Consider the following 15,888-nt stretch of genomic DNA (forward strand, 5'->3'; position numbering starts at 1 on the left):
CTAAAACGACATGGTCGTTCTTACATTAAAAACTCGTGGTGTAAGATAATTTGGAATGGCGTATTGTCTTTTGGTATACACATCGCGAACCCAAGTATTGGTTATGGAGTTCTGCACATCAAAAATATTGTAGATCTCAAATCCAATACTCAGTGTTTTAAAAGGTTTTTTCCAACCACGATCAAATTGATTATCGGCATCAACTAGAACGTACTGCAGCCCCAGATCACCACGTTTATAATCCGGTAAGCGATTTTGATATTGGTACGGATCGGCATAACTGGGCGAACCTCCCGGAAGTCCCGTATTGTAAACTAAATTGAGATACACTTTTAAATTCGGCACATTTGGCACATAATCTTGAAAAAGAGCAGCAAACTTTAAACGTTGATCTGTTGGCCGTGAAATATAACCTCTATTTTCAATATTTTCTTCCGTTTTTAAATACCCAAAACTGAACCAGGATTGAGTTCCCGGAACAAATTCACCATTCAAACGCAAATCCAGTCCGTAGGCATAAGCTTTCGCATTATTTGTAGCGCGATAACGAATTCTAACATTTTCAAGGGTGTAAGGATTCACATCTGTAAGGCCTTTATAATAGACTTCGGAAGTTAATTTAAAAGGTCGATCCCACATTTTAAAACTATAATCGTTTCCAAAAACAACATGGAAGGATTTTTGAGCCTTAACTGAAGGGCGAACGGTTCCTGTGCTATCGCGTAATTCACGATAGAAAGGTGGCTGATAATATAGTCCACCTGAAAGTCGGAACACCATATCCTTTTCCCAATCAGGTTTCAGCGCAATTTGAGCTCTGGGGCTGATCACTGTTTGGCCAGCGGATTCTGAAACCGTACCATTATTATTTTTATTTTTCACCTCCCAAAGATGCGCTCTAAGTCCTGCATTCAACCATAATTGCGAGGATCCAATATCCGTTTTTTTGCTCCATTGACCGTAAGCCTGAATGCGATTGATAGTTGTATAATTAGTAGATCTAATATTCTCAAAAGGAACTATCGGGCCTGAATATGGTGCATAAGGTTGCTCGTTAATCGGACTTGTTTTAGGTGGGCGGATGGAGAACCCAGCAGAATCGATCACTTCCCATTCCACCAATCGGTCTCGAATATCTTCATTGGAATACTTTACGGACCAATCTATCTTGTTGTCATTTTTGGTGTAACTACCGTTGAATTCAAAATTTGAGATCAAAGCATCGAGATCATTTCTACCATGATTGATCTGGCTTCCGATACCTTCGGTAAATTCAACTTGTCCTAAATTCTCATCACCAATATTTGTATTAACATCACCTAAGGCGTATTGGGCTAAAATATCAAAATATTCTTGTTCCGTGGTGTGATAGCTCGAAGCGGTCAAATTCAGTGTGAGATGATCATTAGCTAAATAGGTTCCTTTCAATGCTCCAAAAAGTGTACTATAGCGGTCCTTTTCTTGTCCATCATAATAAATGACCAAAGCTTTAGGATCTGCAATAGTGCCAAAATTAGTTTGTCTGGCTTGGGGAATGAACTGATAATCATTAACCGAGGCATTACCCAAAAAACTCAACTGAAATTTATCGGTAAAACGATAGGTGAATAAACCTTGAATATCAGCAAAAACGGGCGAAACCGTAGTTTCTGTTTCTTTGGCGTTAATTAATAAGCTGTTATCCCGGTATCGCGCCCCAACTAATGCCGTAAATTTAGAATCTTTACTCATGTTTTCCACGGAAACTTGGGCGCCAAGTAAACTGATATCGGCATGCGCTTCAAATTGAAAAGGTCTTTTGTAGGTAATGTCCAGAACAGAGGATAACTTATCGCCGTATTTTGCCTGAAATCCTCCGGCTGAAAAATCGACATTCTGAACCAGGTCAGAATTTACAAAACTCAAACCTTCTTGTTGTCCGGATCGAATTAAAAACGGGCGATAAACCTCTATGCCATTCACGTAAACCAGATTTTCATCAAAATTTCCACCACGCACATTGTATTGGGTACTTAACTCATTATTATTACTTACACCGGGAAGCGTCATGAGCAAATTTTCAACACCGGCATTAGCTCCGGGAATTTTCCGGATCGTTTCGGGATCCAGGCTCGTTATGCCTTCAACATTTTTATTTCGAGAAGAACTAACAACAACGGTAGCGATTTGTTCAACTGCGATTTTCATTACCGGATTGAATTCCATGATCTCTCCATTTTTCAATTCGAAGGACACTTCGATATTCTTTAAAGAAATATGAGAAAACTTTAGCTTTACTGCCTGATCCGAAGGAATTTGGATCAGGTAAAAACCGTTGACGTTACTTTGAGTTCCTGAGGTGGCAGTGGTGATACTTACATCGGAAACGGGATTATTATTTTCGTCTAAAATAATACCCTTTACAGTGGCTGTTTGCGCCGAGACAAACGCTGTTGCCAACAATAGTAAAACCAAAATATGCCTCGAAAATTTCAATAGTTAAAATTTATTTCCTGTAAAAAACTGCCTTAAATGTAGTACTATTTCCGGCATTATCAACAACGACAACCTTCAAATTGTTTTTTACATCCTGAATCATATTATCATTAAAATCATGGGTCAGGGTATTGGTCTTGTAATCGTATTCCATAAGGATCCATTTTCCATTCACCGTGGCTCTATAAGCTGAAATGCCTGAAGCCTCGTCTTCGATCTTTAATTTTAAGAACCGGAAATTACTCATCCATTGTCCATCAAAAAAATTACGGGGTGTAATTGTAGGAGCAATAGTATCCATGGCAATGGTGTAAGTACCCAGAGTATTTGCTTCGGTAGTAAGGGTATTTCCTATGCGTTTCGTTGCTGAATAGGCCGGAAATCCATTATAACCTACCAAACGAGCGATATACAAATGATTTATATCTTCAGGTTTGTATTGGCTCACATCAAACGAAATTTTGAAATACTTTTTAGCCGGAACAACATCCTTATGGAGTGTTAGTGTATCATTTTTAACATCAAAATCTATGTAAAAATCTTCATAAAAAGTATCTGCGTTAAATGTAACATCAATACCATCTTTACTGAGGTTCACTTTTTGATCGTGGTGGATGTAGTAAGGTGTTTTTTCAACAGGAGCTGGTTCTCCCAGAGCCTTTTTTGTTCCATTAATATTAATGGTAACCCAGGTTTCATTGTTTTTAAAATCAGCCACTCTAATTTTATAAACGGCATTGGTACTATCTTTTATGGTTACAAACCCATCATTCACCGCATCTTTAATAATACTTAATGGATTATTTATTCTGAAGAGTTTTTGAATACGCTCGTCGTGAGTTTCGTAATATCCATAATCAATTAGTTGATTGATATGTTTGGATTCAGCGAATGAGAACTTACGAAAATCCATATCGAAGTTTTGCTGCCCATTAAGAAAGGTGGCAATATTGTAAACGCCATTTGAATTTGAGGCCTGATCTTGCCGGTCGTTGGTTTCAATACCGAAACCTATTTTACCAACAGCATCGACGTTTTCGGTAATATAATCGCCATTTTGTAATGGAATCAGACGTAATTTCACTCGGGAATTTTCATTATTAACACCGGAGTTTTCATCCATAGGATATGCAAAAACAGAAGAAACATAAGGATGGGTTGTGTCTTTAATATCGATTCCGAAAAGCATCGGATTCATGGGATATTGATTTTTATCACGAATTTCAAAATGAAGATGTGGACCGCCGGAACCTCCGGTATTACCGCTGTAAGCAATAAATTCGCCTTGTTTCACAGGAAGTTCTCCGGCACTTGGAAAGGCCTCAATTTCATAGGATTCCTGACTGTATTGCTTTTTTTTGATATAGTTTTCTATGGTATCATTAAACTGTTGTAAATGGCCATAAACTGTAGTGTAACCATTTGGATGAGTTACGTACAACGCTTTTCCATAACCGTAATGAGATATTTTTATACGACTTACGTAACCATCAGCTGCAGCTTTTACTTTCAGTCCTTCACGTTGCTGTGTTTTTATATCCATACCGGAATGAAAATGGTTAGAACGTAACTCTGCAAAAGTTCCTGCAAGTATTAACGGAATGTCCAGGGGACTTTTAAAATAATCCTGAGGATAGAAACTTTGGGCCTTGGCAACAAAAACGCTAAAAAATAATAGTATAGGGATGAAACGCATAAGCAAGTATTCGTGCTAAAATATTAATTCGATTCAAATATGCAAACTATAAAACACAAAACAATGTACCTTATTGTGTTAAAAACACCTTATCTAAATTTTATGAAAAAACTATTGTAAGTTTTGACTACTAATGTTAACTTTGTGTGATAAGTATTGATATTTGTACATGAGTAATATTGAAGATATTGTTGATTCGTTAGAGAACAAAATTAGTAAGATATTACACAAATTGGATATTTTAAAGCAAACTAATTCGAAGTTAAAAGAAGAATTAGAACAATCGCAAAAAACGATTAAATCCCAGGCTCAGGATATTGCAGACTGGCAGGAAAAATTCGATGCTTTAAAAGTTGCAAATACCATGCTTGGTAGTAGCGAAAATAAAAGAGAAACGAAACTCAAAATAAACGCTTTAATAAGAGAGATAGACCATTGCATTGCGCAGTTATCTGATTAGAGAAATGAAAATCAATGTCTGAAAAGCTTAAAATAAAGCTATCTATAGCGAATCGTGTATACCCGCTTACCATCGATGCGAATCAGGAAGAAGGATTACGAAAAGCCGCTAAAAACATTGAAATAATGATAAAGCAATTTGAGCAGAGTTACTCGGTAAGAGATAAACAAGATGTGCTAGCTATGTGCGCCCTTCAATTTGCCTCGCAGGTTGAACAAAAATCAATCGATAAGGCGAGCGTGAGTGAACATGTTGAAGAAAAGCTAAAAGCATTAGATGCGCTGTTATACGCGCAATTAAACTCTTAAAAAACGTTCTTTAAATACATAAAAGTTACTGCCTACATTGGTTATTTTTTTGCTGAACTCAACGTTAATTCTTTAAAAAAGGTGAGTCTAAGTTGTAAAAGCAAGCTGCCTCCGAGCAGATCCTTGATCAGCTTGTTAGCCTTAAACTTGTTTTTAAGGAGTTCATTCAAAACCTTTACCAGTGTAGGCTTTTTTATATCTAACCGTCAACTAAATTAAATACATGGAAAACCCAATTATATTTATAATAGTTGCTGCTGTTGTTGGCTTGATTATAGGCTTTATTGTGGCTAAAACTCTTGAAAAGAACAATGCCTCGAAGCTTATAAAAGAAGCAAAAAAGAGCGCAGCAATGATTTTAAAAGAAGCTCAAAGTGAAGGTGAATCAATTAAAAAAGATAAGATCCTTCAAGCCAAAGAAAAATTTATCGAGTTAAAATCAGAGCATGAAAAAGTGATCTTTGCTCGCGATAAAAAAATGGCAGAAGCTGAAAAAAGAACCCGCGACAAAGAATCTCAGGTATCTAGTGAGTTATCAAAAAACAAAAAACTTAATGAAAGTCTTGAGGACAAAGTAAAAGATTACAATCACAGAATATCTGTACTCGAGAAAAAGCAGGAAGAAATAGACAAACTCCACAAGAATCAAGTACAGCAACTTGAAGTTATTTCCAGCCTTTCGGCGGAAGAAGCCAAAGAACAATTGGTGGAATCACTTAAAGGAGAGGCTAAGAACGACGCCATGGCTTACATTCAAAACGCTCTGGAAGAAGCCAAAATGACAGCGGAGCAAGAAGCCAAAAAGGTTATCATTAACACCATTCAACGTATAGGAACAGAGGAAGCTGTTGATAACTGTGTATCAGTTTTCAATATAGAATCTGATGATGTGAAAGGACGTATTATTGGTCGCGAAGGTAGAAATATTCGTGCTATTGAAGCTGCTACAGGTGTTGAGATCATCGTAGATGATACCCCGGAAGCGATAATTTTATCTTGTTTTGATTCTGTACGTCGTGAAGTGGCTCGTTTATCACTACATAAATTAGTTACAGATGGTCGTATTCATCCGGCCCGTATCGAGGAAGTTGTTAAAAAGACAAGAAAACAAATCGATCAGGAAATTATCGAAGTGGGTAAACGTACGGTTATAGACCTCGGTATTCACAACTTACATCCTGAATTAATTAAGGTTGTGGGTCGTATGAAATACCGTTCTTCCTATGGTCAAAATTTACTGCAACACTCCCGTGAAGTTGCTAAATTGTGTGGTGTGATGGCTGCTGAGTTAGGTTTAAATCCGAAATTAGCAAAGCGTGCCGGACTCTTGCATGATATAGGAAAAGTGCCGGATGCTGAAGCTGACATGGAAACACCGCATGCTATTTTAGGTATGCAGTGGGCGGAGAAGTTTGGAGAGAAAGAAGATGTTTGTAATGCCATTGGTGCCCACCACGATGAGATCGAAATGAAATCGTTGCTAGCACCTATAATCCAGGTTTGTGATGCTATTTCCGGAGCACGTCCGGGAGCACGTCGTCAGGTATTGGATAGTTACATCCAACGATTAAAAGACCTGGAAGATATTGCTTTTGGGTTCAGTGGTGTTAAAAAAGCTTATGCGATTCAAGCCGGTAGAGAATTGCGTGTTATCGTAGAAAGCGAAAAAGTAACCGATGATAAAGCGGCAGATTTATCCTTCAACATTTCGCAAAAGATACAAACCGATATGACGTATCCGGGCCAGGTGAAAGTTACTGTAATTCGTGAAACACGGGCCGTTAATATTGCAAAATAAATTTTTATAACATGATATTGAAAAATCCGGCTCCAGGGCTGGATTTTTTATTTTCGAGGATGGTATTTCTGAATCACTTTAGATAAGTGACTTTTGTCCATATGAACATATATTTCCGTTGTCGTTATACTTTCATGGCCCAACATTAATTGTATAGAACGCAAGTCGGCATCGTTTTGTAATAAATGCGTAGCGAACGAATGACGAAAGGTGTGGGGCGAAACATTTTTTTTGAGCCCAATTTTTTCAGCCAGTTGTTTAATAATCGTAAAGACCATAGCTCTGGTTAGTTGTTTTCCTCGACGGTTTAAAAACATGGTGTCTTCATAACCTGTTTGAATGTCAATATGATTTCGAACATAATTTATGTAGTTATTGATAAACTTTTTAGTGGAGTTTACAATGGGAACAAAACGTTCTTTATCGCCTTTTCCTGTTACTTTGATGAAGCCTTCTTCAAAAAAAAGATCGGATAGCTTTAAATTTATGAGTTCACTTACTCGGAGTCCGCATCCATAAAGTGTTTCCAGCATGGCTTTATTTCGTTCGCCTTCGGGCTTACTTAGATCAATGGCGGCAATTAAACGATCAATTTCTTCTTCCGATAAGGTATCGGGAAGTTTTCTTCCAATTTTAGGCGATTCAATAAGGTCCAGAGGATTCGTTTTCCTGTAGTCTTCAAAAACTAAATAACTAAAAAAACTCCTTAAGCCTGAAATTATTCGCGCTTGTGAACGGGTGTTTATAACCTTGGCAATATCGTAGATAAATTTTTGAACAGTCTCCTTATCGATATCAATAGGAGAGATGGTTATTTCATTGTCTTCTAAATAATTGATAAGCTTTCTAACGTCAAGAAGATAATTAACAATGGAATTAGCAGCTAATCCACGTTCGATCTTCAAATAAAGTTCATAATCTTTTAGTGCCTGTTGCCATTTCATGGTCATAAATGTACATAAACTTTAAAATTTGATAGGAAATGAACGATTATAATTTTAGCATTTTCAAACTATTAATTTGGAGAACCGTTTAAGTATAAATTTTTTAAAAAGTTCGATAAACGGACATAACTAACTGTTTTTTAGGAGATAAATATATTTTTTTTAAACCTGAAACAGAATAATAATTATATTGCGGCATCCTAAATCTAATATTCATGAAAATTCTACTATGATCCACCCCTCTCTCTTTTTTGTCATAAGTGACCTCAGCTAAAAATTCATTGTTCCTTTCTAACAGACTGATTAACTGTTTTAATTAGGTCTTCGTTTTTTATTGATACTAACTTTGGATTCGTAAGCTACAGGCAATATCGTATACGTCATGTTGGCCCTTAATACAACCAACAAAACTATATTTTAAACTAATTTTTTAATCCCCAAATTAATTAAACCATGAAAACAAAAACATTTTTTTTATTATGCACATTACTTTTGAGTTCTTTTGCAATTCAAAAGGCAAATGCCCAGGAATCAGACATTACCCAAGCCATTAAATTTAAACCTTCTTCCTTGATTTTTGGTACAGTCCAAATGGGATATGAAATCAAGGTCTCAAAGAATAGCTCCTTTCAAGTTGATGGTGTTTATATTATGAGAAATATAAATGAGGTGGAGTATACCGGATTTGGAGGTGCTGTCCAGTATCGTTTTTATTTACAGGATACCGCTTTGAAAGGTTGGTTTGTGGGACCTTATGGTCTATATGCTTCATCAACGGGTACCAACGATCTCAAGTTTACAAGGACTACTGTCGGTCTTGCGATTGGTTATCAATTTCAACTGAACCCTGTTATTATAGATATCTTTACCGGTCCTGCTTATTATTCATTTAAGGCTGATGACCCAGATTATGATGCGGTACTTTCCGGTTTCGGACCTTTAATAGGGTTTTCCTTAGGAATAGGGTTTTAAAAAATGTTTCTACTTAAAAAAAGACCGTTTAACCCTTTTTTAGTGTATGCATTTGCTAACCTGGAATTTTAAAAATGTTAAACCATAGGAGTTTATCTTTTTAGAAATTCTTTTTGATTTAATCTTCATAAACTTAAACTTTTTTAAACATGAAAAAACTCATTTTATTTTCTTTACTATCCCTTTTTATTTTTTCAGCTAACGCGCAAACTCAATTCGGTATAACAACAGGTTATTTAAATAGCAATGCTAAGGTTTTCTTTGACGGAAATTCTAGTTCCGAATCAAATTCCGGTTTTTACATTGGTGGTGTAGCTGATTTTACAGTGTCAGAACAATTACACGTTCAACCCGAATTAGTTTATGTTAATGTGAATAGCTCTGGTGCCATCAATCTACCTGTGATGCTTAAATATTACGTGTCGGAGAAATTTAATATTCAAGCTGGTCCTGAAGTTACTTATTTGTTGGAGGAGGAAGCTGAAGATGAAACCTCTCTAAGAATAGCTGCAGGCATAGGATTAGGTTATGATATTAATCAGAACTTTTTCCTTGAAGCCCGATATTCGTTTCAAATCAATAATTATTATACCGGACCTTTTGATTTAACAGCACGTGATAGTTTTATCACCATCGGGGTTGGTTATAAATTTAATTAAAAAAACACCTTACTTTAATTTGAAGCCGAAAATTTATTTTCGGCTTTTTTTATTGACATAAATATGTATCGCCACTTTAGTAGCCAATAATTTTTTTTACTTTTAACAAAATAAATGTAATGCTGTTATCTGAAAATTGAAACATGAAAAAGCTTATCATAATTAATGGGCCTAATTTGAATCTTTTAGGAAAGCGTGAGCCGGATATTTACGGGAGTTCAACTTTTGAAGATTTTTTTAAAGAATTGAAAAATCAATTTGATTCGGTTTCGTTGGATTATTTCCAATCTAATGTTGAGGGCGAAATCATTAATAAACTTCATGAAACCGGATTTTCCTATGACGGTATCATTTTAAATGCTGCGGCCTATACTCATACATCTGTTGGAATAGGTGATGCTGTAAAAGCGATTGAGGCTCCTGTGGTAGAAGTTCATATTTCCAATACGTTTAGTCGTGAGGAATTTCGTCATCAATCCTATATATCAACAAATGCTAAAGGCGTAATTTTAGGATTTGGCTTACAAAGTTATGCCCTTGCTATTCAAAGTTTTTTATAATACCAATATCTATTATAAATAAAAAAGTTCCGGTTTTCGCCGGAACTTTTTCTATATATCGATTAAATTTTTATAAGTGAATCACTTCATCATAAGCATCGGCAACGGCTTCCATCACGGCTTCACTCATCGTTGGATGCGGGTGAACAGTTTTTAAAACTTCATGGCCGGTTGTTTCTAATTTTCTACCCAAAACAGCTTCGGCGATCATATCGGTTACACCGGCACCAATCATATGGCAGCCTAACCACTCACCATATTTTGCATCGAAAATCACTTTAACGAAACCGTCTGCACTTCCGGCAGCTTTAGCTTTACCAGACGCAGAGAATGGGAATTTTCCAACTTTAATATCGAATCCCTTGTCTTTGGCTTGTTTTTCTGTTAAACCAACGCTGGCAACTTCTGGAGAGCAATAGGTACATCCTGGGATATTTCCATAGTCTAATGGTTGTACATGTTCGCCAGCTAATTTTTCAACACATAAAATACCTTCTGCAGAAGCAACATGCGCCAATGCAGGGCCAGGAGTAACATCACCAATGGCAAAATATCCCGGTATATTTGTTTGATAAAAGTCGTTTACTAAGATCTTATCTCTGTCTACAACAATACCAACATCTTCCAGACCAATATTTTCGATATTAGTTTTAATACCTACAGCACTTAAGATAATATCAGCCTCAAGTTGCTCTTCACCTTTTTTGGTTTTAACAGTAGCTTTTACGCCTTCGCCGGAAGTATCCACACTGGTTACTTCAGCAGAGGTCATGATTTTGATACCTGACTTTTTGAAGGAACGCTCTAATTGCTTGGATACGTCTTCATCTTCAACCGGAACAATATTTGGCAGATATTCTACTATCGTAACTTCTGTACCCATAGTATTATAGAAATGAGCAAACTCAACACCTATAGCCCCGGACCCAACAACGATCATTTTCTTAGGCTGCTTTTCAAGTGTCATGGCTTCACGGTATCCAATCACTTTTTTACCATCTTGCGGTAAACTAGGTAATTCTCTGGAACGTGCTCCTGTTGCGATAATGATATTATCTGCACTGTACTCGGTTCCATCAACGTCTATTTTTTTTCCAGGCTTTAATTTTCCAAACCCTTCAATAACGTCAATCTTATTTTTTTTCATTAAAAACTGAACGCCTTTACTCATGCCTTCTGCAACACCACGACTGCGTTTTACAACGGCGTCAAAATCATGTTCAGCATCTTTTACTTTTAAACCGTAATCTTCGGCGTGTTTTAGATATTCAAATACTTGTGCAGATTTCAAAAGGGCTTTTGTGGGAATACATCCCCAATTCAAGCATACACCGCCTAAACTTTCTTTTTCAATAATAGCAGTTTTAAAACCTAATTGTGAGGCTCTGATCGCCGTAACATAACCACCAGGACCGCTTCCAAGAACTATAATATCGTATTTACTCATGAGTTATTTTTTAGACTGCGAATTTACGAAATCGAACGCTAAAAAAGAATACAGACTAATTTTAATTTTATTCTTATTGAGCTTCAGACATTGGTTGCCTCAAAGAAATTGGTTTTACAGATTCATACTGAATTTTACATCGTCAATGATTCAGAATATATTGCTTTTTGTTTAAGAATTTGAAATAATTGATTATCAAACATTTATAAAAATGTCTATTCTGGAAATTTTTATGTAATATTTTAATATAACTTACTGATGTTCAAATATTTTGATTACATTGTAAGTCTATTAACAAACCAAAATTAATCCAAAATGAAAAAAGTATCAATTCTATGCATGCTACTATGCACTGTAGTCATGTATTCTCAAAAGAAAAAAAACGGAACTATTTACAAAGAACATCCTGCAATCAAAGTTGTTGAGGATATGCAAAAAGCATTTGTTAAAGGAGATTCTGCCGCAGTGGCAAGTTATCTAGCTGATGATTTTAAAGGCTGGAGCGGATTTAACGATAATCCGGATGCAAAACCAATGACCAAAGCTAATTTTGCAGGAGGAGCTATCGGTTGGAACAAATATGTTGATTACTTCAACATCTCTCGTTTTCCCGGAGCATATCCGGATGCCCTTGAATATGACGAAGCGGGTACTTGGGTGCAAACCTGGGATGTCCTTTCCGGTATGGAAAAACGCACCGGTATGGATATGACGATGCCTATTCATCGCTTATACGTGGTGAATAAGGACAATAAAATTGCCTCCGTTATTAATTATTTTGACGAAAGTAAATTTATGGGAATGCGTGAAGCTATGGATGTGCGTCCTAATGGAACAATCTATGATCAGCACACTAACATTAATACCGTTAGAAAAATGCTCGGCGCTCTGGTTCACGGCGATGTAGACAAAGGTTTTAGTTATTTTACAGATGACGCCCGTTTTTCAAACTTAGATATGCCCATGGGTGAAACGCATACTGTGGCAGAGGAGAAAGAAGGCTTTAAAAATATGCTCAAGGATTGGGATATTGTGAGTATGGATGTTGTAGGATATCCTGATTATTTAGAATACGATAGAGGAAATGCCAAAGTAGTACAATCCTGGTGGAACTTTAAAGCAAAACGCAAATCAGATGGGAAAACGGTAACTATTCCTATTCATTTTGTACATGATTTTAATGATGATGGCAAAATTACCCGTGAGGCAGGGTATTACACTGCCGCAGCTATGGCAAACTAAATAGTTAAAACATCAAAACAAAAAAACCTTCAAATGAACTTTGAAGGTTTTTTTTATAGAATTTTATAAAATTGAAATTTACTCGGAAGCTTTTTTAAAATCGATACTCACTGAATTAACGCAATAACGTTCGCCGGTTTCTGCAGGGCCGTCATTAAAAACATGTCCGAGATGCCCGCCACAGTTTGAACAAACTATTTCGGTTCTGATCATGCCATGACTTTTATCTAAAACGTAATCTACAGTACCTTTTATGGCCTTGTCGAAACTTGGCCAACCACAATGAGCATCAAACTTACTATCACTTTCAAAAAGTTTTTGTCCACAACCTTTGCACACGTAAGTGCCATCTTCAAAGTGTAAATTGAATTTTCCCGTATGAGGGCGTTCTGTACCTTTTTCTCTTAAAACACGGTATTCCTCAGGACTCAGGCTTTCACGCCATTCCGCATCTGACTTCTTTACTTTATTGCTCATCTTTAGCCGGAATAAATTTTAAAGCAACACCATCGATACAATAGCGTTTTCCGGTGGTTTGTACCGGACCATCATTAAAAACATGTCCTAAATGCCCACCACATACCGCACAATGAACTTCATTTCGGGAGTAGCCTAATTTATTGTCTTTAGCGACCCCAATATTTCCTTTTACTGGTCTGTCGAAACTTGGCCAACCGGTTCCGGAATCAAATTTATATTCACTTTTAAAAAGCGGTGTGCCATCAGCCACACAAACATAAGTTCCCTTTGCGTGATTATTGTACAAAGGACTGGAAAATGCAGGCTCAGTGCCTTGTTGGCGCATCACATAATATTGCATATCTGTGAGTTGTTTTTTCCACTCTGCAGGAGTTTTAGTAACTTTAAAAGTATTAGAAGATTTTTTATTTGAAGATTCTTTTTGGGTGTTACCCTTGCAACCAAAAGCAATAGTACACAATCCAATTAATGCAATTTTTTTGAAGTTCATAAGTTTACTTTTCGTAATAAGTCGATGGTTTTATTCAAAAATAACACGAGATAAATGAAACTTATATTAATTATTGTTAAAAAGTTGCTTTTAAAATTTTGTTCGCAATACAATTTTGTACATTTAGGAATAAAAATAATATTATGAAACTCAAGCAAATCATCTTACTAAGCATAATTTCAGGTATCATCCTAGCCTGTGCCACGAATCCTTTCACAGGAAAGAAAACCATGGCCTTTGTGCCCAATTCCCAATTATTTCCAACCGCTTTCGCGCAATACGATTCCTTTTTGAGCGACCATAAAGTAATCAAAGGGACGCGAGAAGCCGAAATGGTAAACAGAGTTGGACAAAAGTTAGCGATAGCTGCTGAAAGATGGTTGACTGCTAATGGAAATATAGGTTACCTTCAAGATTATAAATGGGAATATAATCTGGTAAGAGATTCATTAGTAAATGCCTGGTGTATGCCTGGAGGTAAGATTGTAGTGTATACAGGAATTCTTCCAATAACACAAAATGAAACTGGTCTCGCTGTTGTGCTCGGACATGAAATTGCGCATGCTTTAGCCAATCACGGGCAGCAACGAATGAGTGCGGGAATGCTTCAACAATTAGGCGCTGTTGTTGGTAATGTAGCTTTGAATGATGAGCAATCTCGTCAAATTTTCAATCAGGCGTATGGCGTAGGCACAACCGTTGGTGGAATGTTACCATTCAGTCGGTCGCATGAAACGGAAGCCGATCATATTGGTCTCATTTTAATGGCTATTGCAGGTTATAATCCTGATGCTGCACCGGCTTTATGGGAGCGCATGAAGGCAAATAGTGGTGGACAAGCACCTCCTGAATTTTTAAGTACACACCCCTCCAATGATACACGAATTCAAAATCTAACGAAATGGGTTCCGGAAGCTAAAGCGGAGGCTGCCAAATTTGGCGTTACTAGTTTTAAGTAATTTTTCATTCTAAAATATTTCACTACTTTAGAAGCGGCCAATTAAAGGTCGCTTTTTTTATGAGTGTACTTGCAAAAGGAAGTAGAAAACTGCTCAATGCCTGGGCGTTTTATGATTGGGCTAATTCTGTTTATAGTTTAGTAATCGCTTCGGCCATTTTTCCTATTTTTTACGGTAGCCTTTTTCGAATCGCTAAAATAGAAACGGTAGAGGTTTTTGGCGGTCATATAGCCAGAGCACCGCTAATAAGTTACACAACATCATTCGCTTTTGTTTTTATTGCTATCGTTACGCCTTTGATTTCCGGTGTAGCTGATTACATTGGGAATAAGCGAGTCTTCATGAAATTCTTTTGTTATCTGGGCGGAATTTCCTGCATTGGTTTATATTGGTTTTCCTTGGAGCATATTTACATCAGCTTACTGTGTTATTTTTTTGGTCTTGTTGGCTTTTGGGTGAGTTTTGCCATTAATAATTCCTATCTGCCTGATGTTGCCTATCCGGAACAGCAGGATAAAATTAGTGCTAAAGGCTTCTCTTTGGGATACATTGGTAGTGTTATTTTATTGCTTGTTAATTTGGCCATGGTTATGAAACCTGATTTTTTTGGAATCACTACTGATGAAAGCGGACTGGCAGAGATCAAGGCAATGAAATACTCTTTTATTTCTGTGGGCATCTGGTGGATCGCATTTAGTCAATATACCTTCTATTTTCTTCCGAAGGGAAATAAAAAAGTAAGAAATACGCATAAGTCTCACGTAATCCTTAATGGTTTTAAAGAGTTGAAACTGGTTTGGCATCAATTGGGTGAAAACACAAAATTGAAACGCTATTTGGGTGCTTTTTTCGTATACAGTATGGCGGTTCAAACGGTGATGCTTATTGCAACCTATTTTGGAGAAGAAGAAATTCATTGGGGTTCTGATACAGAGCGTACCGTTGGATTGATCGTGAGTATTTTGGTTATTCAGATCGTTGCTATTATCGGAGCGACCCTTACAGCCATGGCCTCCAAGCGATTTGGGAATATAAAAACCTTGATTTTTATAAACATGTGTTGGGCTGTGATTTGTATTTACGCCTTTTATGTGATTACACCCATAGATTTCTATATTGCTGCTGGATTTGTGGGTATCGTAATGGGTGGTATTCAAGCCTTATCGCGGTCTACATATTCTAAATTTTTGCCTGAAACTAAGGACACAACATCGTTTTTTAGCTTTTACGATGTTGCTGAAAAAATAGGCATCATCATCGGAACATTCCTCTATGGTTTCGTGGCTCAAATAACGGGCAGCATGCGCAATGCTGTGTTATTTTTGTTGGTGTTTTTCCTCACCGGTATTTTTCTTTTAACTCGGGTTTCGAAACCTGCCTAATAAAAAAATCCTACCG

General features: G+C 36.8%; 15 protein-coding genes and 1 other RNA gene. 10 read left to right on the forward strand and 6 right to left on the reverse strand.

Annotation, left to right across the window (positions count from 1 at the left end; all coding sequences use genetic code 11):
* Together ABD682_RS11150 and ABD682_RS11155 are read right to left on the reverse strand one after the other, a co-directional pair.
* Entirely contained in the window at nucleotides 1-2,475 is a 2,475-nt protein-coding gene (locus tag ABD682_RS11150) for a TonB-dependent receptor (protein WP_344741442.1), read from the reverse strand.
* A gap of 10 nt (nucleotides 2,476-2,485) precedes the next feature.
* Nucleotides 2,486-4,171, reverse strand: a complete 1,686-nt coding sequence (locus ABD682_RS11155) for a M23 family metallopeptidase (protein WP_344741443.1) — start codon at nucleotides 4,169-4,171, stop codon at nucleotides 2,486-2,488.
* Between the two features lie 169 nt (nucleotides 4,172-4,340).
* Between ABD682_RS11155 and ABD682_RS11160 the strand changes: the two genes are divergently transcribed.
* From ABD682_RS11160 to rny, 4 genes are all read left to right on the forward strand, one after another.
* Nucleotides 4,341-4,631, forward strand: a complete 291-nt coding sequence (locus tag ABD682_RS11160; protein WP_344741444.1) for a hypothetical protein — start codon at nucleotides 4,341-4,343, stop codon at nucleotides 4,629-4,631.
* Nucleotides 4,632-4,645: 14 nt separating this feature from the next.
* On the forward strand, nucleotides 4,646-4,939 hold the full coding sequence (locus ABD682_RS11165) for a cell division protein ZapA (RefSeq protein ID WP_344741445.1): 294 nt from the start codon (nucleotides 4,646-4,648) through the stop codon (nucleotides 4,937-4,939).
* Between the two features lie 56 nt (nucleotides 4,940-4,995).
* A non-coding RNA gene (ssrS, locus tag ABD682_RS11170) (6S RNA) lies at nucleotides 4,996-5,103 on the forward strand.
* Nucleotides 5,104-5,162: 59 nt separating this feature from the next.
* Nucleotides 5,163-6,737 carry a ribonuclease Y gene (gene rny, locus ABD682_RS11175; protein WP_344741446.1) on the forward strand — a complete coding sequence of 525 codons (1,575 nt, stop codon included), beginning with the start codon at nucleotides 5,163-5,165 and terminating at the stop codon, nucleotides 6,735-6,737.
* 47 nt (nucleotides 6,738-6,784) lie between these two features.
* Here rny and xerD read toward each other — a convergent pair whose 3' ends face one another.
* Nucleotides 6,785-7,681, reverse strand: a complete 897-nt coding sequence (xerD, locus tag ABD682_RS11180) for a site-specific tyrosine recombinase XerD (protein WP_344741448.1) — start codon at nucleotides 7,679-7,681, stop codon at nucleotides 6,785-6,787.
* A 453-nt stretch (nucleotides 7,682-8,134) separates the two neighbouring features.
* Between xerD and ABD682_RS11185 the strand changes: the two genes are divergently transcribed.
* The 3 genes from ABD682_RS11185 to aroQ all read left to right on the forward strand — a co-directional run bounded on the left by ABD682_RS11185 (nucleotide 8,135) and on the right by aroQ (nucleotide 9,872).
* Entirely contained in the window at nucleotides 8,135-8,653 is a 519-nt protein-coding gene (locus ABD682_RS11185; protein ID WP_344741449.1) for a DUF3575 domain-containing protein, read from the forward strand.
* 149 nt (nucleotides 8,654-8,802) lie between these two features.
* Nucleotides 8,803-9,312, forward strand: a complete 510-nt coding sequence (locus ABD682_RS11190; RefSeq protein WP_344741450.1) for an outer membrane beta-barrel protein — start codon at nucleotides 8,803-8,805, stop codon at nucleotides 9,310-9,312.
* A 143-nt stretch (nucleotides 9,313-9,455) separates the two neighbouring features.
* Nucleotides 9,456-9,872: a type II 3-dehydroquinate dehydratase gene (gene aroQ / locus ABD682_RS11195; RefSeq protein WP_344741451.1), complete on the forward strand. Its 417-nt coding sequence runs from the start codon at nucleotides 9,456-9,458 to the stop codon at nucleotides 9,870-9,872.
* A gap of 70 nt (nucleotides 9,873-9,942) precedes the next feature.
* Here the strand turns inward: aroQ and lpdA are convergent, their stop codons facing one another.
* Entirely contained in the window at nucleotides 9,943-11,319 is a 1,377-nt protein-coding gene (gene lpdA, locus ABD682_RS11200) for a dihydrolipoyl dehydrogenase (RefSeq protein WP_344741452.1), read from the reverse strand.
* Between the two features lie 315 nt (nucleotides 11,320-11,634).
* On the opposite strand from lpdA, the gene ABD682_RS11205 reads away from it, so the two are divergent.
* A complete protein-coding gene (locus ABD682_RS11205; RefSeq protein WP_344741453.1) occupies nucleotides 11,635-12,561 on the forward strand; it encodes a nuclear transport factor 2 family protein in 927 nt (308 codons plus the stop codon).
* 78 nt (nucleotides 12,562-12,639) lie between these two features.
* On the opposite strand, the gene msrB (ABD682_RS11210) is transcribed toward ABD682_RS11205, so the two are convergent.
* Both msrB (ABD682_RS11210) and msrB (ABD682_RS11215) read right to left on the reverse strand, forming a co-directional pair.
* Nucleotides 12,640-13,038 carry a peptide-methionine (R)-S-oxide reductase MsrB gene (gene msrB / locus ABD682_RS11210; protein WP_344741454.1) on the reverse strand — a complete coding sequence of 133 codons (399 nt, stop codon included), beginning with the start codon at nucleotides 13,036-13,038 and terminating at the stop codon, nucleotides 12,640-12,642.
* The gene (gene msrB / locus ABD682_RS11215) at nucleotides 13,028-13,531 is read right to left on the reverse strand and encodes a peptide-methionine (R)-S-oxide reductase MsrB (RefSeq protein ID WP_344741456.1); all 504 of its coding nucleotides are present in this window, start codon (nucleotides 13,529-13,531) and stop codon (nucleotides 13,028-13,030) included. Before msrB (ABD682_RS11215) ends, msrB (ABD682_RS11210) begins: the two co-directional genes overlap by 11 nt.
* A gap of 143 nt (nucleotides 13,532-13,674) precedes the next feature.
* On the opposite strand from msrB (ABD682_RS11215), the gene ABD682_RS11220 reads away from it, so the two are divergent.
* Both ABD682_RS11220 and ABD682_RS11225 read left to right on the forward strand, forming a co-directional pair.
* Nucleotides 13,675-14,490 (forward strand): M48 family metallopeptidase, encoded by an 816-nt coding sequence (locus ABD682_RS11220; RefSeq protein WP_344741457.1) that lies wholly within the window; start codon nucleotides 13,675-13,677, stop codon nucleotides 14,488-14,490.
* 59 nt (nucleotides 14,491-14,549) lie between these two features.
* Complete coding sequence (locus ABD682_RS11225; protein WP_344741458.1) at nucleotides 14,550-15,872, forward strand: MFS transporter; 1,323 nt, start codon at nucleotides 14,550-14,552, stop codon at nucleotides 15,870-15,872.
* Nucleotides 15,873-15,888: the final 16 nt, after the last annotated feature.

Source organism: Gaetbulibacter aestuarii (assembly GCF_039537665.1).
In the GTDB taxonomy this organism is placed as follows: Bacteria; Bacteroidota; Bacteroidia; order Flavobacteriales; family Flavobacteriaceae; genus Gaetbulibacter_A; species Gaetbulibacter_A aestuarii.

Coding starts and splice junctions, on each gene's coding strand:
- ABD682_RS11155 (WP_344741443.1), bottom strand. CDS start 4,171: ATGCGTTTCATCCCTATACTATTATTTTTTAGCGTTTTTGTTGCCAAG.
- ABD682_RS11160 (WP_344741444.1), top strand. CDS start 4,341: ATGAGTAATATTGAAGATATTGTTGATTCGTTAGAGAACAAAATTAGT.
- ABD682_RS11165 (WP_344741445.1), top strand. CDS start 4,646: ATGTCTGAAAAGCTTAAAATAAAGCTATCTATAGCGAATCGTGTATAC.
- rny (WP_344741446.1), top strand. CDS start 5,163: ATGGAAAACCCAATTATATTTATAATAGTTGCTGCTGTTGTTGGCTTG.
- xerD (WP_344741448.1), bottom strand. CDS start 7,681: ATGAAATGGCAACAGGCACTAAAAGATTATGAACTTTATTTGAAGATC.
- ABD682_RS11185 (WP_344741449.1), top strand. CDS start 8,135: ATGAAAACAAAAACATTTTTTTTATTATGCACATTACTTTTGAGTTCT.
- ABD682_RS11190 (WP_344741450.1), top strand. CDS start 8,803: ATGAAAAAACTCATTTTATTTTCTTTACTATCCCTTTTTATTTTTTCA.
- aroQ (WP_344741451.1), top strand. CDS start 9,456: ATGAAAAAGCTTATCATAATTAATGGGCCTAATTTGAATCTTTTAGGA.
- lpdA (WP_344741452.1), bottom strand. CDS start 11,319: ATGAGTAAATACGATATTATAGTTCTTGGAAGCGGTCCTGGTGGTTAT.
- ABD682_RS11205 (WP_344741453.1), top strand. CDS start 11,635: ATGAAAAAAGTATCAATTCTATGCATGCTACTATGCACTGTAGTCATG.
- msrB (WP_344741454.1), bottom strand. CDS start 13,038: ATGAGCAATAAAGTAAAGAAGTCAGATGCGGAATGGCGTGAAAGCCTG.
- msrB (WP_344741456.1), bottom strand. CDS start 13,531: ATGAACTTCAAAAAAATTGCATTAATTGGATTGTGTACTATTGCTTTT.
- ABD682_RS11220 (WP_344741457.1), top strand. CDS start 13,675: ATGAAACTCAAGCAAATCATCTTACTAAGCATAATTTCAGGTATCATC.
- ABD682_RS11225 (WP_344741458.1), top strand. CDS start 14,550: ATGAGTGTACTTGCAAAAGGAAGTAGAAAACTGCTCAATGCCTGGGCG.